This is a genomic window from Paenibacillus sp. NPDC056722, from assembly GCF_042790635.1.
GTDB classification, from domain to species: Bacteria; Bacillota; Bacilli; order Paenibacillales; family Paenibacillaceae; genus Paenibacillus_AQ; species Paenibacillus_AQ agri.
The window spans coordinates 153,454-176,313 of record NZ_JBHTYV010000007.1 but is presented as its reverse complement, the minus strand read 5'-3'; the positions used below and the strand labels follow the sequence as shown (position 1 = coordinate 176,313).

Here is a 22,860-nt window from a genome sequence, read left to right as displayed (position 1 = left end):
AGCGAAAGCAACACCGCTTGAGAGAAATACGGAATGAGATGACTGAAATGAGGAATGAAATGCGCTTACAATCGCATAATCTGCCTGAATTCCTTGACCCTGCTGCGACTAACCGGCACTTCAAAATCCAAATCACGCAGGCGCAGCAGATACGTATTGTTGAACCAAGGGATGATCTCCTTGATCTTCGACAGGTTGACTAGGTAGGAACGGTGGCAACGGAAAAATCGGTCCTGCGGCAGCCGGGCATGAAAATCGCTGATGCTGAGCGCCATACTGTACTCTTCGCTTTTGGTCATCACACTGGTGGTCTTCTCCTGCGCCGAGGCGTAATAGATGTCATCCGCATCCACCACGATGATCTTCTCGTTTTTCCATAGGTTTACCTTATCACTGAGCGGATTACGTTCACTTTCTTCCTCCTGCCGACCACGAGCGGCATGGGCCGTCTCGAGTTTATGCAGCATCGCTTTGATCCGCACCTCGCTGTACGGCTTCAGAATATAATCGAACGCCTCTATTTCGAAGGCCTCGGCAGCATGCTCTTTGTATGCAGTGATGAACACAATATAGGGCTTCACCGAGAACTTGCTGATATTCTGGGCGAGCAATACCCCGTCGATGGAAGGAATGTTGATATCCAGAAAAAGCACATCCGCCTCCTGGCTCTGTAAGTATTTTAATGCATCCAGCCCGTCCTCAAACTGAGCGACAATTTCGATTCCACTATGTGCCTCAATCAAGAAGGCCAGCTCTTGTCTTGCCAGTTCCTCATCCTCTACAATTATCGCTCTCATCGGTTCTCCTTTTTAACATCAAAATAGATATCCGTTCCTTTGTCCAATCGGTGGATCGTCAGTCCGTTCCCATAGATCAGTTTCACCCGCTGATGCACATTATAAAGTCCGATCTTGTTCTCCGGCATATCGCCGCTGTAGACTCTCGCGATCGTCTCTTCAGAAATGCCGACCCCGGTGTCGCGGATCCCAACCCGCACCGTATCGCCCTGGTCTTTTACCGAAATGGTGACAGTACCTTTCCCTTTTTCCTTCAAAATCCCGTGTACAATGGCATTCTCCACGAGCGGCTGAATAATGAGACTAGGAATGCGCACCTCCACCTCATCGTCGATATCATAGAGCACCGTTAGGCGGCTGCCGAAGCGCGCTTTTTCAATCTCTACATATTGCTGAACCTGCTGGAGCTCCTTGTTAATATCAATAAATTCATCACTCAGCTCCAGATTATACCGCATATACCCGGACAGATTCACGATCAGCTCCCGCGCTTTATCCGGGTTGATCCGAATCGAGGAGATGATCGCATTCAGCGCATTGAATAGAAAATGGGGGTTGATACTCGTCTGTAATGCTTTCAGCTCCGCTTTGTTCGCCATCTCCTTGATGCCTTCCACACGCGATACTTCCATAAGTGTAGAAATCATCTGCGACAGTCCCACGGCCATAGCCTGAAGGGAATACGTAATCTTATGGGCTTTGGTGTAGTAGATTTTGAGCGCCCCCGTCACCTCACCCTTCTCCTTAAGCGGGATAATAATCAGCGATTTGATCAGCGGGTTCGTATGGTCAGTATCATTGTTTCGGATCGTAATTTCCCCGCTGGACAGCGTCTGCTTGGTCTCGTCGCTAATAATTTCGCTGGTCTCGGCATAATACTCTTCCCCTATACCAACGTATGCGCGGATCAATCTGGTATCTGTAATGGCTACAGCGTCCGCTCCGATATCCTCTTTAATGATTTGGCAGATGGTATGGAGGGATTCATGATTGATGTTGCGAAAATACGGCAGCGTCTTATTGGCGATATCGAGTGCGAGCTTGGATTGCTTGGCGGCTATCCGCTCCTTTTCCCCTTCCACACTCTGGATCAGCATGACAATCAGACCCACACTGACTTGGCCAACAATCATCGGAAAAGCGATCTTGGACACGATGTCCAGCCCAAGCGAGGTTGGCTGCGCCATCACTAGAATAAGTACCATTGTCAGCGCCTCACAGGCCATCCCGGCGAGAATGCCAGCGATCCAGCGCCGTTCAACAGAGCTGCGACGATAAATAATACCGGACACTACCCCCGCGATCACGCTTGTGATGAGACAAGGAACCGAGGTTACCCCGCCGATATCGATCAGGAAACGGTGCACGCCTGAGATCACTCCGGTGATCAGACCCACCCAGGGGCCAAACAGTATCCCTCCGGCCATGATGGCAATGATCCGTACATTTACAAGCGAGCCTTCCACGTTAATGCCGCTGTACGTACCGAAGATAGCGAACAGACTGAATACCACCGTTACAATCGCCAGTTCCTGAGGGGCGTAAGCACCTTTTTGAAAAATCTCTTTAAACCGCGGCAGACGGGTCAGTACGAACAGACACATCAGCAGAAGCGCGGCTCTTTCGAATAATTGCATCAGAATAGTAAACGTGTGTTGCATAGTCACGGCCTCCAAGAACAATATATCGGTCATTATAGTTATAGTTCCCGCCGCTGTCCAATTGCAGCCCGGATCTGTACATCCTTCGGTTCTCTATAAAGTTAGACTGACTATCATCAGTAAAATAATTAAACTCAGGACTCCCCCTCTTTGCTACTGGCAACTTCCCCATTCATATTTATAATGAGTAATTGGTGGTACCACCAACGGACCTCAGTGACCTTATTCCATCCAAAGAGAACTTTATAGGGAGTTAGCGGACTCCAGAGGCGTTATTCACACACTTTAGTCTTTCTTTTGTTAGATTCTGTGTAGATAGCGGCTTCTGAGTCCGTAAGACACAAAAAAAAGCTGATGTAGGAGCAATAACGTCTCCTGGGTCCGTAAGAGACTTATACTACTGGTTCACAGTGGCCTGCTGCAGACGAACGTAGTTCATATTGCGCGGTATTAACGGCCACGCTAGCGGGCCATCGGAGCAGTTCACTGGAGGATATTTGCTGAAAGCTTATAACAACGGAGGCAATAGCTATGAAAATAAACAATGTGGAAGATATTTTGCGACTTGTCCAAAGCGACCCGTGGATGATGGGTGTGCTGGAAACAGCCAGTCTACTCCATTTGCCGGATTGGTGGGTCTGTGCAGGGTTTGTGCGCTCTAAAATCTGGGACACGCTCCATGGCTTTGCGGAAAGAACGCCTTTACCAGATGTTGATGTTGTCTATTTTGACCCTTCTAACCTTGATGAAGCTGAGGAAAAACGATTGGAGGAGCAGCTAAGAAGCATAGATCCCACCATCCCTTGGTCGGTTAAAAATGAAGCGCGAATGCATCTAATTAATAACATGTCACCGTTCTTATCTTCTACAGATGCGATCTCGAACTTTACAGAGACCGCAACTGCGCTTGGGCTTAGCCTGAACGAAGCGGGGCAAGTCATCCTGACCGCTCCACACGGGATCGAGGATGCGGTGAATATGGTGTTACGGCCGACGCCACATTTTGCAGCAGACAAGGAACGTCACCCCATCTTTGTAGAGCGGATCGCGCGTAAAAACTGGCAGCAGACCTGGGGCCAGCTCCGGTTACACACTGCAAGTGCTGTTGGTGATTTCCCTACCCTAGAGTAGGTAGCCCAATTCACTTAGGTCAGGTGTCACTACTTATGCATAGGCATATTATGCAGTATTAAGAAAACGAAAGGAGTACATCCATGCGACAAGAAAACAATGGAGTTCAAGGATTTCAGCAAAGAGATCCCCAGCCACAACATTACGGCCATGAACATACACAACATCCCCATCCCTATTTTCACATCTATGGTTCCCCCCAGGGTATTCATCACATCCATCACCACCATCACCACCATCATCACCACCACCACTATCACACCACGCGAGAGCAAGATACTCATCAATAACGATATTCAAAAAGGGACCGGCTATGAGCAGAATATCACTCATAAGCCGGTCCCTTAACTTTATACCCCCGCGCGCTCAACCATTCCGCGAGCAATCCATACGCCTGCTGCTCCAGCCTGCGCAAGACCGCGGGTAATGCCCGCGCCGTCTCCGCCGCAGTAGAGGCCAGATATCTCTGTCTCCATCGCTTCGGTAAGCTTCGGACGTGCGGAGTAGAACTTCGCCTCCACGCCGTAGAAGAGTGTATGCTCGGAAGCAATTCCCGGCGTGACCTTCTCCAGCGCCTCTACCATCTCGATTAAGCTCTTCATGGTGTTGTACGGCAGCACCAGTCCCAAATCACCCGGTACCGCTTCCTTCAGCGTCGGTTCCAGGAACCCTTCGCTTATCCGTGTCTCTGTAGAGCGCCGTCCGCGCAGGATGTCACCATACTTCTGGACGATGACGCCACCGCTGGACAGGTCATTGGCTCTTTTGCAGATTTCGCGGGCATATTCGTTCGGTTTATCGAACGGGTCTGTGAACTTATGCGAGACCAGCAGGGCAAAATTCGTATTCTTGGAGCCAAGTGCCGGATCTTTATAGGAGTGTCCATTCGCAGCCATTACCCCGCTGTGATTCTCCACCACCACATGGCCGGAAGGGTTACTGCAGAAGGTACGGGCACGTGTACCCACAGAAGTATTGAAAATGAACTTCCCTTCATAGAGATGCTCGTTAATCTCCTGCATCACGACATCCGAGGTCTCTACCCGGACGCCGACGTCTACCTGGTTGTTGTACATCTTCAGACGGCGCTTCTTCAGTACTTCAGTCAACCAGGCCGAGCCGTCACGGCCCGGTGCAATCATGACCAGATTGGCCTCGTAGCTCTCGCCGTTCTTCATGGAAATACCGGTCACCCGGTGGGTTCCATCCTCTTTGACCGTAATCAGATCCTGTACTTCTGCTTTAAACACCATATCGACACGTGTTTTCAAATATTCATATATAGATTTTAGAATTTCGAGGTTTTGTTCTGTTCCTAAGTGACGCACCTGAGCCCGCAACAGCTTCAAACCAGCCGCATAGCCACGCTGCTCGATATCCCGGATACTGTCCGTTGTAGGATCGGTAATTAGATCGGTGGCGCCATGCTCCAGGTTGATCCCGTCCACATAGTTGATTAGCTCGAGCACCTTGGAAGGGGCCAGATAATCTGTCATCCACCCGCCGAACTCCGTTGTGATATTAAACTTGCCGTCACTATAAGCGCCCGCGCCCCCAAAACCAGCCGTAATGGAGCAAGCTGGCAGACAGCCCGCAAACTCCTTGCGACCGGAGGCTGGCGGACAGAGCTTAATTTTCTCCTCGAGAATCGGACAACTGCGGCGATAAATATCATGGCCTTTATCCACCAGCAGCACTTTCCAATGCGGGGCCTTCCGTGTCAGCTCATAGCAAGCGAATATTCCGGCCGGACCGGCACCAACGACAATTACATCATATTTACTCATTTGTTCCTCCCAAGAAGATAAGGCTTCTCCGCCCTTACTGCGGACGGTACGCGTTCTCATAACATGATCACTTTGTGTGCTTTGTTGGCGACACTACAGCGGGAACCGGGCGTCTGTACAGTCCAACCTTTGCTTGCCGGAACGATCAGCAACAACAAAAATCCCGCCTATTTCAAGGTATGCCAAAGCACCCTATCCGTAGCCAGGAATTTACGGTTCCCTGTAGAGACCCCCAAACCCTATCTTCGGGGATATACGAACATCTTATACAAATTTTATAGAAAACATACGAATGTGTCAAGTCATAATGTCACTTATAGTTCGTTTATTGTTAACTTAACGTCAATTTAATCCTATTTCAGGTTTATTATTTATATTAAAATCCGAACATTATCTCCAAGGCAGCTTACAGAAGGAAACAATAGGATCTTGTCGAATATATAAGTATATTGCCACTTGAAAAGAGGAACATCTTATGCAGTGCCTACTACACAATCCTCGCGAAAAATATTGGAATCGCATGCTGCTGAACGCTTTCTGGGTTATTCTCCTGGTCTATTTCGCCAGTCAGTTGCTCGTTTTGATAGTCATGGGCAACGGCAGGCTGCTGATTTCGGAGAAGGAATATATTCATATCCGTATGGTTCTTCCTGATTCCATGATCCTGGTGCTGCTTCTGCTGCTTGAAGGAATATATCGCTGGAAACCCACCCTCTCGGAGATCTCGATAATTGCGGCCAGCCATGTGTACGCGATGATAATTATTCTGCACATCTCATCGGATGTAGCTGTGGAGCCGTTCATTCTGCTAATACCACTGCTTGTATCCATGATCTATCTGAAGAGTTGCTATCTGATCGGATCTTCCGCGATCTGCCTGATCTATTTAGCCATATTGTTCGGATCGGGTGGAGATTATAACTACATAGAGTACACCGAGAATATTATCATCGTTACCATATTTGCAGGCACCTCACTGGCCGGGTTCGCAATCATCGGACGCGGGCGGGACTTGATTCAATCCCTGGAGAATTCAGAGAAGTCAGAGCAGGATCTGCGAATACAGAATATCATCATGGACCGCTTGTCCAAGATTGATCCTTTGACAGATTTGTACAATCATAAGACCTTTCACGAATATCTGGGCTGGCTGATTGAGCATCAGCAGAGCAACCCGTTCCCGATGCAACTGGCGGTTCTGGATATCGACAACTTCAAGCAGGTCAATGACAGGTTCGGGCATTGGGTCGGGGATATCGTACTGAAGCATGTGGCAGCCGTTGTCCTCAAGCACATCTGTACCGATGATTTTGCCGCACGTTACGGTGGAGAGGAATTTGTTGTGATCTTGAATGCTAAGCCTTTCGAAAGCTCACGCGAAATTATGGAAAAGATCCGCGCGGAAATTGCCGCTCACCCCATTGAGGTGATGGGGGGGCAGGTTATCACCGTGAGCATAGGCATGCATGATTTTGCAGGTGCTGACTCCAAGAGCTATGTGTTCCAGAAAGCCGATGATGCCTTATACGAAGCGAAGAAATCGGGGAAAAATCGAATCGTAGCTCTCTGAACCCAACACAAAAGAACGAGCCCTCCATTCAGGAGCAGCTCGTTCTTTTTGATTGTATACTGTGTACATGTTTTATCAAGAGACATCGTCTATTTCTCAGAAGTAGCGCTCGACCTCGAGCAGCTTACCTACACCACGTCCGGGAACCGGGCGGCTGATGAGATAGCCCTGAACCTTGTCGCAACCAGAATCCTTAAGGAATGCCAGCTGGGCTTCCTCCTCTATGCCCTCTGCAACCACTTCCAGACCCATCTTATGTCCCAACTGAACGATAATTTGTACAAAGGACTGACTGTAGGTACTATCGGACAGAGAATCTATAAAAGCCTTGTCGATTTTGAGTGTCGATATCGGCAACTGCTGCAAATAGCTCAGCGAGGAATAACCTGTACCGAAGTCATCGAGCGCAATGAGAATCCCGCATGATTTCAAATACTCCAGCTTGGTGACCATACTCTCGAAGGATTCCATAAAGATAGACTCGGTAATCTCCAGCTCCAGACATTCCGGCTGTAATCCGGTCTCCTGTAGTGTATTCAGCACCACATCAATGAAATCATCTTGCAGCATTTGAATCACAGAGATATTCACTGATATCTTGTAGGGAATGCCTACCCGATCATGCACATCCTTCGTGAAACGGCAGGCTTCACGCAGCACCCATTCCCCAATATAGATAATCAGTCTGGAATCCTCTGCAACCTTGATAAAATCAAGCGGAGAAACGAAGCCCAGCACCGGACTGTTCCAGCGGATCAAGGCTTCAAAACCGGAAATCAGACCCGTTCGAATATCTACCTGCGGCTGATAGTGCAGCTCAAACTCATTATTTTTCATGGCACTTCGCAGGTGTTTCTCGATGTTCATCCGTTCATTAAAAGCCTTATGCATCGACTTATCGTATACAGCATATCTGCCTTTGCCCTCTTCCTTGGCGCGGTACATGGCTACATCAGCATTCTTCAGCATTTCCTCTGTTGTCCCCCCGTCCTCGGGGTAAAAAGAAATTCCGATGCTGACCGTAACGTACAGTTTGCTCTCTCCGATCAGGAAGGATCTTTTGAAAGCCTGCATGATCTGTTCGGCAAGTTCAAAAATAGCATCCTTATCCAGAATATCCTTGAGGAAAATCACAAACTCGTCTCCCCCCAACCGGGAGAGCATTCCCCCTTCACCCACCAGCGATTGCAGCCGCTCACTGGCCTTGCGAATAAGCACATCCCCAAACTTGTGACCGAGTGTATCGTTAATGTATTTGAAATTGTCGGTATCAACAAACAGCAGCGCCGCCGATCCACCCGGCTTCCGGAAATATTTCTCCATCGCCTCCAGCAGACTGGCACGGTTAGGCAGATCACTAAGGGAGTCGATATAAGCCAGACGGTGCATATTCTTCTGATTTTCCAGCAACAGCTCGTATTGGCCCATAAGCTCTTGCTGGGTCGCTGTGAGCTGTTCATAGGTCGCCTCAAGCTCCTGATAGCTATTATTCAGCTTGAGCTCCACCTGTTTACGATTGCTAATGTCAATCAGTGAGCCGAGGAACAGCAGGATTTTGTCCCGCGGATCAACGATCGCTTTACCCCTGACCTCAAACCAAATATAGTTTCCTGCCTTAGTCCGCATGCGATATTCGGTCTCATAGATCGGAGTTAATCCGGCCAAATGCTCCTGCCGGGCTTTATTCGACGACGCCTGCTCATCGGGATGAATGATGCTGAGCACACCGCCTTCATAGGAATTAATCTCTTCCTCGGTGTAACCCATCACCTCAAACCAGCGATCCGAAAGTCTGTAGTAACCACTCTCCCAGTCCAGCTCCCACATGTAGGCTCCAGAGCCTTCGGAAGCCAACCGGAACCGGCGCTCACTGATCCTTAATTTGTCGAACTGATCCTGCAGTTCCTCTTCGGTTGCCGCAAGTTCTTCGTATGTAGATTCCAGTTCTTCATAACTGAGCTGGAGTTTGAGCTCATTTTGCTTGCGGATATCGATATCCAGCCCTACGAGCACGAAGATATCCTCTGCCTGACGATCCAAACCTTTGATCAGTGTGGTACGGATCGTAAAATATCTGCCTTCCGGATCACCCTCGGGAAGCTTCAGCTCGACATCGCTGACGTATTCCAGCTTCACTGCTCGCAGCAGCAAATCTCTAAGGGTTGCCACACTGCCCTCAAGTCCACCCAAATCCTCGATGCTTACACCGAGCATCTCCCGCTCGCAAAGTCCGGTCAGCCTCTCGGCATAATAGTTGAATCGCACAATTTTTTTGTCGCTATGAACAGCCCAAATCATCATGCCGGTATTCTCGATGACATCCTCGAAAAATTGCTGCTCTGCATGGATCACCCTGCGCAGACGATTAATATACATCTTCAGCAGAAAAGCACCGAACACCAGCAGGCAAAGCGCAATGATCACGCCAGCAACCACCTGAGTGAATATCTTATTTCTGTAGCTATCGGAATGCGAGAAAAAGTATTGCTGGTAAAGCTCCTCGAATGCCCCGGATTCCTGAAGCCGTTCCAGGCGGCTGTTCAAATAAGGAACGAGATCAGGCTTGGACTTGCTTACCCCGATAGCTACATTTACCGGATAAAGATCGCTGAGCTTATGGACAATGGTACCGGTCAGACCCTGGTCGACAATCAGGTAATCGACAACCCCCTGGTTCTCGAATAGCAGGTCCACTTCACCTTTTTTTAGCGCATCCAATGCAGCTGGTATCGTAGGATATGTTATGTATTGTTTAATGTTTGCTTTATCGCGCAGCATAGCCTCTGTATATTGGTTCTTTCCTACAGCGATTTTGTAGCGGCCTAATGTGTTCAGAGTGACTTCTTCCTTGAAGGACTGGCGGGCGTAGACGGAGATTTTACTTTTGAATACAGGCACCGAGAACAGAGCCTTCTGCTTTCGCTCATCGGTAACGACCATCAGCCCGGCGGTATCAATCTCACCATCGATCAGCCGTTCATACACATCTCCCCAATCGCCGGTGCTGTAATGAACGAGATACCCCTGCTTGTCAAAAATCATGCTGATAAGATCAACATCAAAGCCGGTCAGATAGCCGTTCTGTATGTATTTGTAGGGGGGATAGTTCAGTTCGGCCTGGTATTTAATCTCCTGTCGCTGACCATGAGCAGCGGCTGCAGGAAACGTGAAGATAAGCAGAATACTAAGTAGAAGCAGAAACGCACATCGCTTCATCGCAAGTTCTCCTTTTTCCAAAATCAAATAACAGCCCTATCTCCAGCTTTATTCGACAAAAAATGGTAAGGTTCCTGCCAGTTCCCTCTGGGGTGAACAGAAAATGTGCATCGAAAAGAGAAGTTCTTCAATTTTGTATTGATTTTTAACGCTAAAATGTGGATAATAACAAATATAGTTGATAATGATTATCATTATTGAAGAAAACAGATTATTCAACCTCACTATAATTGAGTACAAAGGAGACTGAACACCGATGAGCGCAGCCACTTCCCGGACGACACTTCAGGTTGACGATTACCTGGATCTGCTCAATCTTGCCGTAAAAGTCGGCGATCTGAAATGGCAGAAGGAAATCAAATCCAGACTGCAATACATCCTCTGTCTGCAATCCAAATAAAGACCTGACAGCCGCATTCCCTTTCCGGGGATGCGGCTTTTTTTGTGCGCGACACCGGGAACCAATAGCGGTTAGAACACGTAGTGTTAAAGATATGTAGGCCGCCGCTGAGGAACAACAGAGGGTTCATTATATAGTATAATATTCAACATAATATAGGGTGTGTCATTGTCCCTAGAGATCGGAGTGTGCCATCTTGAAGAAATGTATACTATTGTTCTTGATGATCAGTCTTATATGGGTACCAGGCGTTTTTGCCGCAGACATACCCGCACAGGGAGCGAGTCTGGTTCAGGATGAAGCTGGGTTGTTGGATAGCCGTGATATAACGGCCATTTCCAAAGTAACCGCAGGCGAAGCCTTTACCTTTCATGTTCTAACTGTGGACTCCACGGAAGGAAGGTCCGCTGAAGATTACGCCAATGATGTCTTTGATTCCTGGGGGCTCGCCGCCAGGGATGTGCTATTACTCATTGCTGTTCAAAATCATGATGTTCAGCTAGTCTTCGAGAATCCGCCACTGCAAGCCGCCATTAATACGTGGGCAAAAGATCAAGGCGCATCTAGCGGAAGCGCGGCCCTTGTCAAGCTGCTGGATACGTATTTCATTCCCTCCGCCAAACATGGAGACTTTGCCGAAGGCATCACCTCGCTCTTGAATGCTGTGCAAGAGATTGGCCGTGCGGGAAGTAAAAGCGGCACGACGCAGTCCGGGAGCGGAGCTGCCTCCGGGTCGCAGGGCTCTAGCTCGGGGGCTGGCTCACACGGCTCCAGTTCGGCAGGGACAGGATCAGCCGCGCTGCAGGACAGCGGCTCCGGATCATCGACTGCGGCCCGGGCCACAGTCTTTGTAGGGGCAGCCCTACTGCTGGGCGCCTTGTTCGTCCTGCTGACAGGACTACGCCGTAGCAAACAATTGGGCGAGCAGAACGAACAGCTCTCCGGCCTGCTGGTACGGACCAATCAGGCGTTGGAATCCCTGAAGCCATTCCAGGGGATCGTCCAAGGCAAGACAGGCGCGCTGGTCGAAGCAATCTCTGCGCGCCTGTCTACCCGCCTTGTAGACATCTCCGCACGCTCAGGCCAGGATACCAAGCCCGCTCTGTACCGCTTGGGCGAGCTGAAGAGAACCTTGGAGAAGCTGCGTCAAGACAATGGTGCCTTCCGCGCTGCACTCGAAGAGGATGAGAAGCAAATTGAGGTCATCAACGAGGCCGACCGTCATGTGAAGCAACGTATCACTGCTCTCAAGAAGGAAATCCCTGAACTGGACGAAGCTCTGCAAGCCCTGATCAGAGAGACCGGCTACAATCTACAGGCAATGGTCCAGGATCTTCAGACCTTAGCCGAGAAAGCAGCCAAAGCCGATCAGCTGGAGCTATTCGACCCTATTGCCGCCCAAGAATTTACGGAGGATGCTCAGAAGAGACAGACGAAGATTGGGAAAGACCTGCAAGATGTGAGCGTATATAACGATAAGCTAAAAGCATTTTCCGGGGTGTTGTCAGACACCCGGACAACGATTTCTGCACTGATCGCGCAGCATTCCCTGCAAAATATGAAGGTCAGACCCTATGACCACCTGGAGCAGGCCCAAGCACAAGCAGAAGCGATCAAGACCCCGCTCCAAAGCGGGGACATGGATGAGGTGCGCAGCATCGCCGCCCGGATGGACCTGCTTCTGTCAGAGGCTGTGGCAATGACAGAGCGGCAGGGACAGATCCGGGGGCAGAACCGGCGGGATCTCGAGACGGTTCGCACGAACTGGACCACCCTGAAGCAGCGGCGGGATGAACTGCAAAGCCGGATCCGTGATGCCGGAGGCCGGTTCGCGGAGCAGCATCTAGCGAGCTTCCGAGAGGCGCTAGAGGAATGGGGTACACGCCTGCGGGAAGGTGCAGGCGAAGTACCGCAGATCGAGACTTGGACCAGCGATGAACGCGGGGAATTCGATCAAGCGCGCAGCGGTCTTGACCGGCTCCTGTCGCTTCAGGACGAAGCCTCCGCGCGGTTCAGCGATATCTCTGAGGGGCTGGATGCCCTGAACAGCCGATTAGACAAAATCAACCGGCTGCTCGCGGAAGGGCCCGCCCGGATCGATGCCGCGCAGAGCTTGCTGCAGCGGAACGGTCTGGCCCGCCGGGCGCGTTCCCATAATCCGCTGCTCGCTGATTATGAGAAGCTTACACTGCGGCTGGTCTCACCGCCATTCCACATGGATGAGCTCGAGACGCTAGCCCGTTCTTATGAGGCGGCAATCAGCACCTTTGTAGAAGAGGCGAACCGTCTCGTCCGCCAGAAGCAAGAACAGGAACGCCAGGCTGCAATGGCATTATTGCTTGAGCAGCAGCGGCAACAACAGCGACAGCAACAGGCCCAACACAACAGTAATTCGTTCGGCGGCGGCAACCACTCCTCTGGCGGCTCCTCATGGGGAGGCGGAGACAGCAACAGATCCTCTGGTGGCTCCTCTTGGGACGGCGGAGGTAACGACAGATCCTCCGGCGGTTCCAAATGGTAGATCACATGGAGCCAGAGACCCTATTGGATTGAACACAAAACCCCTTCAGAGCTTGCAGTTATTGCAGCTCTGAAGGTTTTTTTTACTGCTGGTCTCAGTTCTTTAGGCCGTATGGTTACTACTCCTGTAACCCCTTGATAAAATCGCGAAAAGCAGGAGACAACCAGCGTTCTTTCGGATAAATAAGCTGGATGCTGAACGACTTGTGTCCCCCCGCTAGAGGGACTGCTGCCAGAGAGCCTGCCTGACGCTCTTCCTCGATAGCATAGCCCGGCAGAAATGCCGTCCCCCAGCGGTGCTTGACAGCCTGCTTGATCCCTTCCAGATTGCCGAATTCCATATCTATTCCCGGTGTTACACCACACTGCCTCAGCGTATGCAGCAGAAGATTCCGGTAGGTGCAAGTATCCTCAGTAAGTACCAGCGGTTCCTCCGCCAACTGCTCCGGATTTATTTCAGACTGCAACGCAAAGGCATGCCCGGGATGCATGACCACGAACAACGACTCCTCACGCAGCGGCAGGGATACCAGATCCTCTGAGGCAAAGGGTTCATCAAAGATCAGTCCAAAGTCAGCCGTTTTGTCCCTGACAGCAGCAATGATCTCCGTCTCCGATCCAGGCTGCACCCGCAGCCGAATATCCGGATAAGCGCTACGATAAAGATGCAGGCGATGAGGCAAATAATAAGCGGCCAGCGTCTCAATGGCCCCAATGACGAGTTGACCCTTATACCCGCCGGACACTACACCCTTGGCCTCCTCGCTAAGTGCTAACATTTGCCGGGCATAGGGCAGCAGTCCTTTGCCGGCAAACGTGGGCGTCATACCCCGTCCTGCTCTCTCCAGCAGGACCGCACCATACATTTCCTCCAGCTTGGCGATCTGTGATGTTACACTGGACTGCGCATAACCCAGTCTTTCGGCAGCTTTAGTGTAGCTGCCGCAGGCGGCGACTTCACAGAAGGTGCGCAAGTATGTCAATTCCATAGCTGTGACCTTCTTTCCCTCAAATCAATCAACTATCATTTATTTCGATATTATATATCCAAAACTATAGATAATTTCAATTATAAATACGTTATACAATAACTCTAAGACATGTTCAAGGAGGAACGACACGACCATGAAGATTACACCCATATCCCAGGTTCTGGGGACACCTGCCGCCACACCTGAAGAAGCCGTGCTATATTTCAACGCCAAAGGGATATATGAAACCGATGTAGCTGATGTGGCTTACGATATACGGAAGGGATTAGGCGGATTCACGATTGTGGATGTCCGTGACACCCAATCCTACGAGGAGGCCCATCTCCCCGGGGCACTCTCTATACCCTCCGGCCGTATCGACAGCTCTACCCCATCGTTCCCAACGGATAATGTATTGGTAGTGTACTGCTGGGGTCCGGCCTGCAACGGGGCGACCAAGGCTGCTGCCAGACTGGCAGCAATGGGCTATCAGGTAAAGGAAATGCTTGGCGGTATTGAATACTGGCACCAAGAAGGCGGTACTCTGGAAGGTACACTTAAGGAGAAGGCGCCGCTGTACTACTCCATACCGCCAATGTAAACAATGCCGCCCCGAGAGACGTAAGTCCGGGGCGGCATTCGCTTTTTTATTATGCCGGGAGGAAAATCTTCACCGCAGTGCCTTGTCCAATCTCACTCTTGATCGTGATATGACCTTTATGCGCCGATACAATTTTTTTCACAATCATCATGCCAAGTCCGTTGCCGTTGAAACGGGTCGTATGGAAAGGTTCGCCGATCTTCAGCAGCACCTCCTCGCTCATTCCTTCACCGTTATCCGCGATGGTGATGGTTTGGAAGCCGTCCTCCACCGCCAGTGTGATCATAATATCACCGCCGAACGGCAGGGCCTCCATCGCATTTTTCAGAATATTCAGGAAGACTTGCTTAATTTGGTTGCGGTCGCATTTAATCTCAAGATCCTCTTGAAAGTCCCTAGTGACGGTAATATTGTTCATACGGACCTGGATTGCAAAAATCCCCAGCATTTCCTGTAGAATAGCGCTACATCGTTCATTCTTGAAATGCACCGCCTGCGGTTTACCCAGGATCAGGAATTCGCTAACGATCAGATTCATGCGCTCCACCTCAGACATAATCAGATCATAATGCGGAAGCTTGCCATCCTTGTTGGACAATTGAAGCATTCCTTTGACCGTAGTAAGCGGATTACGAATCTCGTGGGCGATGCTCATCGCAAGCTGACCTGCGAATACCAGCTTTTCCGTATTGCGCAGCACCTCTTCGGTCCGTTTCATCTCAGTAATGTTGCGCAGACTTCCAATCACCCGGGACAGCTTCCCACCGCTATCAAAGGCTGGCACGACATCCATCATAAAGTGCTGAATCGACCCGTGCCGCTCCAGCGTCAGCTCCAACCCAGTACATTGATCATTTAGCATAAGCGTGCGTTCAAAATAATGCCCGATTTCAGTCAGCTCAAATACGCTGGAGCCTATGATGTCATAATACCGGGTTTGCTCGATCTCCAACATATTCATACCATTCTCATTTATATCAGCGATCTTGCCGTGTTCATCCGTAATAATGACGCCCAGATAATTCGTCTCCAGCAGCATTTGATTCAACAATTCCAGCTGGGCATTGCTCTGGCGGAGCAACAGCTCCCGTTCAATGGAATCGGCCATCGTACACAGCAGTGGCAGCAGATGCGGGTGAGTTACATCCATATCCGCCATGAACGAAATCGTCCCCAGAATCTGGTTATCCTCTTTAAGAATAGGAGCGGTGCAACAGGCCAGACGGTGGAGGATCTGCTGATAATGATCTTGTCCGACCAATTGGAACGGTCTCTTGTGACGTAGACACAGGTCTATTGAATTGGTGCCCACATCCTCATTCATTAATGCACCCTCACCTAGGCCGATCTGTCGAATAGTGTCGATAATAGAGGGGTCGCCTTGAAAAGCCAGCAGATATCCTTTATCGTCGGAAATAGCGACAAGAATGGGGGTTCCAGTAATGGAGGACAGGAATTTATGAACAAAGAAATCGATAACCTCGATGACTTCGCGATACTTACTCAATTGCTTCTTCAATTGCTCGGCAGACAAACGATTCGCAAAAACGGGCGGCTGTTCAGGGTCTATGCCTCTAAGCTTGCACTGTTGTTTAGAATCCTGAATAATTTGGTTGTCCGTCATTGTTTTCATGGCTACCACCGCTCTTTCCAAGAACATATCCCTCGATTTATAAATAAGCTTCAATTTTTTAACACTAATAATTTATTCTACTTTATATACCTTAATCCTTCCATTATTAAAAATTCAGATAGTTTCTTATTGCGAACAAAGCTGACCTGTGATCCCCTTGTTTTATAACAAAAAAAACTCCGCCCGATAGGGGCGGAGCCTGACATTTTGTCTTAATGCTGCTCTTCCTCGAGAAACGGTTTGTTCACGTAATAATACATATAGGCCATCAGTACACCGCCACCAATTAAGTTTCCAAGCGTTACCGGAACCAGGTTATGCAATACACCGCCCCACGAGATCGTTCCAGGGTGGTCCAGCACCAGCGCTATCGCAAAGGTACACATATTGGCAATGCTATGCTCATAGCCGGAGATGAAGAAGCAGAAGACGAACAGCATCATGGCGAACATTTTGGCACCATCGCTCTTCATAGACATGGGTACAAAGAACGCCAGACAGACCAGCCAGTTACACAGAATTGCCCGGAAAAACAGCTGCAACGCCGGAGCCTCCATCTTGTGGGACACCACATTCAGCAGAAATCCGTTGACGTTGGAATCATAGAACAGACCCGTCAAATAAATCAGCAGTGCAAAGGCCGCAGCCCCCAGAATGTTGCCAATATAGGTGACGACCCACATCCGGATGACGTCCAGCCAGCGCATTTTCCGGCGCAACGCGGTGTAAGAGTAATAGAAGGTATCTCCCGTGAACAGATCGCCGCCTCCGTAGGAGATCAAAATGATCGCGGCCCCGAATGTAACAGCGGCCATCGGGTACGTCATCGGTGAATGCTCCATGTAGAAAAAGTTGCCCGTCTTAAAAGCTACGATGACACCGAATCCGATAAACATACTGGCCAGCATGGCCCTGGCAATATAACGCAGTACGCTTTGCCGAAAAATCTTTTGCTTCTTGAGAGCTAGCCGTTCAACCTGCAGCAGCGCTTCGTTCTCCATATGTCCTCCGTTTGGGTATAATTTTGCAGCGGATATTGGACTGATTATACAACATCTTGGTTAAGATACCCAATAAATTTGAAACATTTTCTTAAAACGAACGCATAGCAGGGTTAATTTTTCTCATTAGCTTTTTTCTTCTTGCGTCTCGAGCTGTACAGGATGGTTCCAACGAAGACAATGATCAGAATGGCGAAGAAAACTGCATAAGGCATTTCATATCCAAATACAGCAATCAGCATTCTGCCGGCAATTATAGCAATCAGCAGGAAGGCCGCCTGCTCCAGTTCCGGAATTTTCTCAATCAACCTCAAGAATACCTGCGCCACCCCACGCATCATCAGCACGCCGAGTATCCCCCCGAGGAACAACACCCATACTTGATCACTAAGACCAAATGCGGCAATCACGCTGTCAATACTGAAGGCGATATCCATCAACTCTACTAATAGCACAGTCCTCCAGAAGGAAGTTCCTTTATTCTGCATCTCTTTCTCTTTACCGACCTTGAACAGGCCCTTATACGCAATATAGAAGAGATAGAGCGCACCCAAAACCTTGACCAGCGTAAACTTGATAAGGACAGTGCCCAGCCCGATTGCCAGAAACCTGAACAGATATGCCCCCACAATCCCATAGAACAGGGCTTTCTTCTGCTGTTCCTTGGGTAAATGCCGAACCATCACGGCCAGTACCAGCGCGTTATCCGCTGAGAGCAGGCCCTCCAGAAGAATCAAGCTACCGATAATCCCCCAGTTCACAGGATCGGAAAACGCCCCTACAATATCGCCCCAAGAGAAGAAATGTCCATAGTTCTCACTAATATTTCTAAAAAAATCACTCAACCCGTTCATGCCACATTTGCGCCTCCGGTAAATTCATTATTAGCTCCCAGCTATCTTGTAAATATTATTTACGCATAACCTCAACGGTAGTTCCAGCTAGCAGAGGTATGGCTTGCCGGAGGATCATTTCAACCACAGTCCTGCAGCGCACCTTAGCTACAAAAAAGACCGCCATGAGCATTATTCATCTCCGGCGGTACTCTTCAAACTAGTATTAGAATGTCAAATCTCCGTCATACGAAGCAATCAATCTGTACAGCTCTGGACGGCGGTCACGGAAAATGCCCCACTCAATCCGCTGAACTTCCAGGGCATCCAAATCAAATTCGCTAACCAAGACGGTCTGCTCGTCACGTCCAGCCTCAACAATTTTGTTGCCTTGCGGTCCGGCAATGAAAGAAGAACCATAGAAGTTAATGCTGGAATCCTCGTCGATCTCTTCGCCAATCCGGTTGGAAGCTACGACAGGAATCAGATTAGACGCGGCATGGCCCCGCATACACATCTGCCAGTGATCTTTGGAATCAATGCTTCCATCCTGAGGTTCCGAACCAATAGCCGTCGGATAGAAGAGAATCTCCGCCCCCATCAGACTCATCACGCGGGCAGCTTCCGGGTACCATTGGTCCCAGCAAATACCGACGCCGATTTTGGCATAACGGGTATTCCAGACCTTGAAGCCGGTATCACCCGGGTTGAAATAGAACTTCTCTTCATAGCCAGGTCCGTCCGGGATGTGGCTCTTGCGGTATTTGCCAAGCACTGTACCGTCGGCATCAATCACAGCCAGCGAGTTGTAGCGGGCATAGTTTTTCTTCTCATAGAAGCTGATAGGCAGCACGACCTGCAGCTCTTTTGCTACTTTTTTGAAATGATTAACGGCCTTATTCTGCTCGAGCTCAGTTGCGTATGCATAATAATCCGATTTCTCTTTCTGGCAGAAATACGGGGTCTCAAACAGTTCCTGCAGCAAAATAATTTGCGCGCCCTGTGCGGCAGCTTCTCTCACCAACGTCTCGGCTTTGCTAATATTCTCGTCAATGTTGCCGGAACAGCTCATCTGCGTTGCAGCTACTTTTACATTTCTCACGTATCGGTCCTCCTTGTATATAAAACCAGTCTTATAGGTTCATCGGTAAAATAGGCTTACTTCACCGCAGGCATCTGCTGTGTAGTACAGTGAACATTGCCGCCTTCGCCGATCACAGCCATGCCGTTCACCGTACGTATACGGCGGTCCGGGAACAGCCCCGCCAACGTCTCGGCAGCCAGCTTGTCTGTCTCCGTAGCAGTTCCACCGAATACTGGCAGAACAATGCCCCCGTTCACAAAATAGAAATTCAGGTAGCTCAGGGTCAGACGACCATCTTCCCCATCTACGCGTGGCGGCTGCTGAATCTTGATGATCTCCAGCTTCCGTCCCTTAGCGTCAGTAGCATTCTCCAGAATCCGCAGATTCTCTTGCGTAATCTCATAGTTCTCATCCTGCGGATCATCGCAGACCTGAATAATAACCTTGCCCGGTGCCGCGAAGCAAGCAATGTTATCGACATGGCCGTCGGTCTCATCGCCGCTCAAACCGCGCTTCAGCCAGATCACGGACTCTGCTCCGATATAATTACACAACTGTTCTTCAATCTCTTGTCGTCCCAGATCCGGGTTCCGGTTCGTATTCAGCAGGCACTCTTCCGTGGTCAGGATCGTTCCTTCTCCATCGATATGAATGGAGCCTCCCTCCATTACGAGCGGTGCATCATAACGGGTGACCTTCAGATGCTCCAGAATCTGCGGAGCGACATTATCGTCGAGATCCCAAGGAGAATATTTGCCGCCCCAGGCATTGAACTTCCAGTTCACACCTGCGAGTGCACCTTCTTCATTCACTACGAATGTAGGACCATTGTCACGCAGCCACGCATCATTATGTGCAATCGGCAGCAGGGAAACTCGCGGTCCGCCGACCAAAGCTTCCACCGTCTTCAGTTCATCAGGGTTCACGATCACCGTCACCGGCTCGAACTCTGCCATTGCTTTTATAATTTCTGCATACCCTTGGCACACAGACTCATGATTATCGGGAAAACACATGGATGCCTGCACAGGCCAGGAGATAAAGGTGCGCTCATGCTGGCTCCACTCCGGCGGCATCGTATAGTTCAGTTCTTTAGGATACATTTCGTTAGCTACCTCTACAGTTAAATTTAGAACCAGGATTGCCCCAAAGTTCCTTACATATCATACAATAATATGCCCCCTAGCTCAATTACCGAAGTATAATTGCGAGAAAGGTTATTTTTATAATAATAGTAAAAAAAATCATATTATAGACTCATCTACCGTATTGACCACTGTTCTATTCAGCGCGATAATTGAAGAAATATTTATCCATTTTATGGATTTTGGCGCGAAAGGTGGTCGTACCTTGGAAGCTGCAGCAACCATTTTGACTGAACTGGAGCATTACCTGAGAAGAGAAGCCTTGACGCTGGCTCAATTTGCAGAACGTACCGGCCTTCATTCCGGAACCCTAAGCAATATCATCAACGCCCGCCGACCGATTGCCATGCAGCAGCTTGACCGGATCACTTCAGCAATGGGGAAGCCGGATGGTTTTTTCTATGAAATGTATATTCATGATTACATTATTGAAGGGTCAGCAGATTGGCGGCGAATTGGCCCTTTGTTGCAGAGATGTGCTGAACTGGACAAGCTAGGCGCGATTAAGAATATTGTACAGCATATTATGGACAATCTGATGTACTCTCCCTTGCTGTTTGAGGCAGCGGAAGCGCTATTCGCTCAAGGTTATCTTGTAGCAGCTGCACTTCTGTACGAGAATGTGGCAGCAGGTGAAAAGCTCCAGCACTCCGAACGCTTGGCTCTGTGCCAGTACAGACTGTTTGCCATTCGTTTAGGGGATAATCAGGATGAGAACCTGCGTGCCGCCAATCAATTCGAACCCTATATAGAGCGACTGGAGGAAGCCGATCAACTGGATGCGCTGAAGCATTTAGCGGATATCTACGCCTCCCTGCATCGCTGGGACAAGGTAATGGAACTCGCAGAGCTTATGGGCCATAAAGCAGATATTCTATATCATTCCTTTCGCAAAGATTCTGAGACCAAGATACCGACTCGCCCTATCATCTATTACATCCTTTATGCCAATTTGCTGGGCTCCTTGGTCTGTGATGAGCGTGGAGATTACGAACAAGCCTTGCAGTATGCATTTCTATATTCGGACGTAAGCTGGGCAAAGTCACCTGTTAACGAAGAGGAGTCGCGGGTAATTAAACAATTCAAAGAGTGGGCTACAGCGAATAGCTACTTGTACCGCCTTATGGCTGGACAAGTAGACGTCTTACCCGACTACATCAAATATGTCGAAGTTCGGGAGAACGAAATATTCCAGGCTCTTTTTAAAATCATGCAGGCCGCCAACCGCTTTCTATTTGATGTTGATGCGATCTTGTTGCAATTCACAGATAACCTGTCGTATAAAGAGCAACACAGCCGACTGGGGAAGTACACTCAGCAGTTAACCGGAGATAAATACACACGGTTTCTTACCGAACTGGCCATATACTATCTCAGAAAAAATAATCTAGAGGCTGGCTTTGAGTACTTAATGGGGAGTCTGGAATCTTCGGTAAGAACGAGAAGCAATGATAGCATTGTGCGGTGTGTGGGATTATTTGAAAAGTACCGCGCGGCAGCTTCAGTAGAGCAACAGGAAGCATACGCAGGCTTAATCGGGGAAATGCACCGAATTAATGAAGAGAGAGCCTCTTATATCATTAAGACTTTATAGACACTAAATTAAACTACACCTCACTCAAACAACTACCCACTATTTGGAATAAAAGTATTATTAATACTAACTATTTTTTGAGCAAAGTTTGGCATCATCCTATAAACTATTAATAGAATCACTTTCAAGATTCCCTCAACAATTTTTAAAGTAGCCTGAACACACTACACAATTGGGGAGGTGTAACGAAACATGAGAAAGATGGTTTTGTGGGCAGTATCGTTTAGTTTCTTATTAATCGTAATTATTTCAGTAAATATACCAAGTAGTGGTTCCGAGTCAATTCAGTCCGCACTGCAACTCATGACACACGGCTCTGGCGGCTAACGAGAAGCTTTTAACGTCTACACATTTAGACAAAAAACAAAAGAGTCGTCCTGGAGGTATCAGGAATGACTCTTTTTTGTTTTAAACCTCGTCGTTCCCCCAATCTCCTATTTTTTGACAGACGATTCTATAATACTACATATAGGAGGGATGTATTATGCAGTCGAGCCAGCCAGCCATCTTAATTCAAGTCGAGAGAGCCCGGGAAGAACTTCATCAAACACAGAAGAGATACGGTTTCTTTACACATCCCAAGGTCATCGAACAGTCGATGATTCTGGACGAGCTATTAAATCAATATCAACGCAAACGGCTTGTAAACTAGTTATTGCAATGATTTTCAATATAAATAAACACCTTATTTAGGGGGGAGTATGTTTATTCCTATACTTGAAGCTATGACCATGGAGCAAGTGCTAGAAGTCATTCTGTTATTAGGCATGAACCTGGGCGCTGTATTTTGGGTACTACAAAAGCAAGCAAAAAAGACCCGCTAAATTCCTGTCTACACCAGCAAAATCAATATCCTGAATGCAAAGGTAGACAGGAACACAATGATAATAATTGATACACATACTACATATACAGC

Annotated in this window: 19 protein-coding genes and 1 riboswitch; of the genes, 8 read left to right on the top strand and 11 right to left on the bottom strand. The window is 48.9% G+C overall.

Annotated elements, in window-relative coordinates; genetic code table 11:
• Positions 1 to 65: 65 nt before the first annotated feature.
• Together ACFRAM_RS18445 and ACFRAM_RS18440 are read right to left on the bottom strand one after the other, a co-directional pair.
• Positions 66 to 797 carry a LytR/AlgR family response regulator transcription factor gene (locus ACFRAM_RS18445; protein ID WP_175370894.1) on the bottom strand — a complete coding sequence of 244 codons (732 nt, stop codon included), beginning with the start codon at positions 795 to 797 and terminating at the stop codon, positions 66 to 68.
• Positions 794 to 2,458, bottom strand: coding sequence for a sensor histidine kinase (locus tag ACFRAM_RS18440; RefSeq protein ID WP_175370895.1), 1,665 nt, complete (start codon positions 2,456 to 2,458; stop codon positions 794 to 796). Before ACFRAM_RS18440 ends, ACFRAM_RS18445 begins: the two co-directional genes overlap by 4 nt.
• 531 nt (positions 2,459 to 2,989) lie before the next feature.
• Here ACFRAM_RS18440 and ACFRAM_RS18435 point away from each other — a divergent pair.
• Complete coding sequence (locus ACFRAM_RS18435) at positions 2,990 to 3,589, top strand: nucleotidyltransferase family protein (RefSeq protein ID WP_379467101.1); 600 nt, start codon at positions 2,990 to 2,992, stop codon at positions 3,587 to 3,589.
• Positions 3,590 to 3,637: 48 nt separating this feature from the next.
• On the opposite strand, the gene ACFRAM_RS18430 is transcribed toward ACFRAM_RS18435, so the two are convergent.
• On the bottom strand, positions 3,638 to 3,922 hold the full coding sequence (locus ACFRAM_RS18430) for a hypothetical protein (protein ID WP_379467100.1): 285 nt from the start codon (positions 3,920 to 3,922) through the stop codon (positions 3,638 to 3,640).
• 17 nt (positions 3,923 to 3,939) lie between these two features.
• The gene (locus tag ACFRAM_RS18425; RefSeq protein ID WP_379467099.1) at positions 3,940 to 5,376 is read right to left on the bottom strand and encodes an NAD(P)/FAD-dependent oxidoreductase; all 1,437 of its coding nucleotides are present in this window, start codon (positions 5,374 to 5,376) and stop codon (positions 3,940 to 3,942) included.
• 179 nt (positions 5,377 to 5,555) lie between these two features.
• Positions 5,556 to 5,655: riboswitch (purine riboswitch) on the bottom strand.
• 196 nt (positions 5,656 to 5,851) lie between these two features.
• Between ACFRAM_RS18425 and ACFRAM_RS18420 the strand changes: the two genes are divergently transcribed.
• Positions 5,852 to 6,946: a GGDEF domain-containing protein gene (locus ACFRAM_RS18420; protein ID WP_379467098.1), complete on the top strand. Its 1,095-nt coding sequence runs from the start codon at positions 5,852 to 5,854 to the stop codon at positions 6,944 to 6,946.
• A 96-nt stretch (positions 6,947 to 7,042) separates the two neighbouring features.
• On the opposite strand, the gene ACFRAM_RS18415 is transcribed toward ACFRAM_RS18420, so the two are convergent.
• Positions 7,043 to 10,162 (bottom strand): EAL domain-containing protein, encoded by a 3,120-nt coding sequence (locus ACFRAM_RS18415; RefSeq protein WP_379467097.1) that lies wholly within the window; start codon positions 10,160 to 10,162, stop codon positions 7,043 to 7,045.
• A gap of 256 nt (positions 10,163 to 10,418) precedes the next feature.
• On the opposite strand from ACFRAM_RS18415, the gene ACFRAM_RS18410 reads away from it, so the two are divergent.
• Complete coding sequence (locus ACFRAM_RS18410) at positions 10,419 to 10,562, top strand: hypothetical protein (protein WP_175371995.1); 144 nt, start codon at positions 10,419 to 10,421, stop codon at positions 10,560 to 10,562.
• A 196-nt stretch (positions 10,563 to 10,758) separates the two neighbouring features.
• Complete coding sequence (locus ACFRAM_RS18405) at positions 10,759 to 13,083, top strand: TPM domain-containing protein (protein ID WP_379467096.1); 2,325 nt, start codon at positions 10,759 to 10,761, stop codon at positions 13,081 to 13,083.
• A 118-nt stretch (positions 13,084 to 13,201) separates the two neighbouring features.
• Here the strand turns inward: ACFRAM_RS18405 and ACFRAM_RS18400 are convergent, their stop codons facing one another.
• Complete coding sequence (locus ACFRAM_RS18400) at positions 13,202 to 14,071, bottom strand: LysR family transcriptional regulator (protein WP_379467095.1); 870 nt, start codon at positions 14,069 to 14,071, stop codon at positions 13,202 to 13,204.
• Positions 14,072 to 14,207: 136 nt separating this feature from the next.
• Between ACFRAM_RS18400 and ACFRAM_RS18395 the strand changes: the two genes are divergently transcribed.
• Positions 14,208 to 14,654 (top strand): rhodanese-like domain-containing protein, encoded by a 447-nt coding sequence (locus ACFRAM_RS18395; RefSeq protein ID WP_379467094.1) that lies wholly within the window; start codon positions 14,208 to 14,210, stop codon positions 14,652 to 14,654.
• Between the two features lie 49 nt (positions 14,655 to 14,703).
• Here ACFRAM_RS18395 and ACFRAM_RS18390 read toward each other — a convergent pair whose 3' ends face one another.
• The 5 genes from ACFRAM_RS18390 to ACFRAM_RS18370 form a co-directional block, all read right to left on the bottom strand.
• Positions 14,704 to 16,287 (bottom strand): ATP-binding protein, encoded by a 1,584-nt coding sequence (locus tag ACFRAM_RS18390; protein WP_379467093.1) that lies wholly within the window; start codon positions 16,285 to 16,287, stop codon positions 14,704 to 14,706.
• Between the two features lie 212 nt (positions 16,288 to 16,499).
• Complete coding sequence (locus tag ACFRAM_RS18385; RefSeq protein ID WP_066375029.1) at positions 16,500 to 17,288, bottom strand: formate/nitrite transporter family protein; 789 nt, start codon at positions 17,286 to 17,288, stop codon at positions 16,500 to 16,502.
• 113 nt (positions 17,289 to 17,401) lie between these two features.
• Complete coding sequence (locus tag ACFRAM_RS18380) at positions 17,402 to 18,142, bottom strand: TerC family protein (protein WP_175372000.1); 741 nt, start codon at positions 18,140 to 18,142, stop codon at positions 17,402 to 17,404.
• A 205-nt stretch (positions 18,143 to 18,347) separates the two neighbouring features.
• Complete coding sequence (aguB, locus tag ACFRAM_RS18375; RefSeq protein WP_066375030.1) at positions 18,348 to 19,223, bottom strand: N-carbamoylputrescine amidase; 876 nt, start codon at positions 19,221 to 19,223, stop codon at positions 18,348 to 18,350.
• A 56-nt stretch (positions 19,224 to 19,279) separates the two neighbouring features.
• Positions 19,280 to 20,308, bottom strand: coding sequence for an agmatine deiminase family protein (locus tag ACFRAM_RS18370; RefSeq protein ID WP_379467092.1), 1,029 nt, complete (start codon positions 20,306 to 20,308; stop codon positions 19,280 to 19,282).
• Between the two features lie 247 nt (positions 20,309 to 20,555).
• On the opposite strand from ACFRAM_RS18370, the gene ACFRAM_RS18365 reads away from it, so the two are divergent.
• The 3 genes from ACFRAM_RS18365 (at position 20,556) to ACFRAM_RS18355 (ending at position 22,768) form a co-directional block, all read left to right on the top strand.
• Complete coding sequence (locus ACFRAM_RS18365; protein WP_379467091.1) at positions 20,556 to 21,944, top strand: helix-turn-helix domain-containing protein; 1,389 nt, start codon at positions 20,556 to 20,558, stop codon at positions 21,942 to 21,944.
• A 484-nt stretch (positions 21,945 to 22,428) separates the two neighbouring features.
• Entirely contained in the window at positions 22,429 to 22,596 is a 168-nt protein-coding gene (locus tag ACFRAM_RS18360) for an aspartyl-phosphate phosphatase Spo0E family protein (RefSeq protein ID WP_175372004.1), read from the top strand.
• 49 nt (positions 22,597 to 22,645) lie between these two features.
• Positions 22,646 to 22,768: a hypothetical protein gene (locus ACFRAM_RS18355; RefSeq protein ID WP_281364496.1), complete on the top strand. Its 123-nt coding sequence runs from the start codon at positions 22,646 to 22,648 to the stop codon at positions 22,766 to 22,768.
• Positions 22,769 to 22,860 lie beyond the last annotated feature (92 nt).

Bases quoted from the DNA above. Each gene is read 5' to 3' on its own strand.
- ACFRAM_RS18440 (WP_175370895.1), bottom strand. From the start codon at position 2,458: ATGCAACACACGTTTACTATTCTGATGCAATTATTCGAAAGAGCCGCG.
- ACFRAM_RS18390 (WP_379467093.1), bottom strand. From the start codon at position 16,287: ATGAAAACAATGACGGACAACCAAATTATTCAGGATTCTAAACAACAG.
- ACFRAM_RS18385 (WP_066375029.1), bottom strand. From the start codon at position 17,288: ATGGAGAACGAAGCGCTGCTGCAGGTTGAACGGCTAGCTCTCAAGAAG.
- ACFRAM_RS18355 (WP_281364496.1), top strand. From the start codon at position 22,646: ATGTTTATTCCTATACTTGAAGCTATGACCATGGAGCAAGTGCTAGAA.
- ACFRAM_RS18395 (WP_379467094.1), top strand. From the start codon at position 14,208: ATGAAGATTACACCCATATCCCAGGTTCTGGGGACACCTGCCGCCACA.
- ACFRAM_RS18425 (WP_379467099.1), bottom strand. From the start codon at position 5,376: ATGAGTAAATATGATGTAATTGTCGTTGGTGCCGGTCCGGCCGGAATA.
- ACFRAM_RS18360 (WP_175372004.1), top strand. From the start codon at position 22,429: ATGCAGTCGAGCCAGCCAGCCATCTTAATTCAAGTCGAGAGAGCCCGG.
- ACFRAM_RS18400 (WP_379467095.1), bottom strand. From the start codon at position 14,071: ATGGAATTGACATACTTGCGCACCTTCTGTGAAGTCGCCGCCTGCGGC.
- ACFRAM_RS18370 (WP_379467092.1), bottom strand. From the start codon at position 20,308: ATGTATCCTAAAGAACTGAACTATACGATGCCGCCGGAGTGGAGCCAG.
- ACFRAM_RS18415 (WP_379467097.1), bottom strand. From the start codon at position 10,162: ATGAAGCGATGTGCGTTTCTGCTTCTACTTAGTATTCTGCTTATCTTC.
- ACFRAM_RS18380 (WP_175372000.1), bottom strand. From the start codon at position 18,142: ATGAACGGGTTGAGTGATTTTTTTAGAAATATTAGTGAGAACTATGGA.
- ACFRAM_RS18420 (WP_379467098.1), top strand. From the start codon at position 5,852: ATGCAGTGCCTACTACACAATCCTCGCGAAAAATATTGGAATCGCATG.
- ACFRAM_RS18430 (WP_379467100.1), bottom strand. From the start codon at position 3,922: ATGAGTGATATTCTGCTCATAGCCGGTCCCTTTTTGAATATCGTTATT.
- ACFRAM_RS18410 (WP_175371995.1), top strand. From the start codon at position 10,419: ATGAGCGCAGCCACTTCCCGGACGACACTTCAGGTTGACGATTACCTG.
- ACFRAM_RS18435 (WP_379467101.1), top strand. From the start codon at position 2,990: ATGAAAATAAACAATGTGGAAGATATTTTGCGACTTGTCCAAAGCGAC.
- ACFRAM_RS18445 (WP_175370894.1), bottom strand. From the start codon at position 797: ATGAGAGCGATAATTGTAGAGGATGAGGAACTGGCAAGACAAGAGCTG.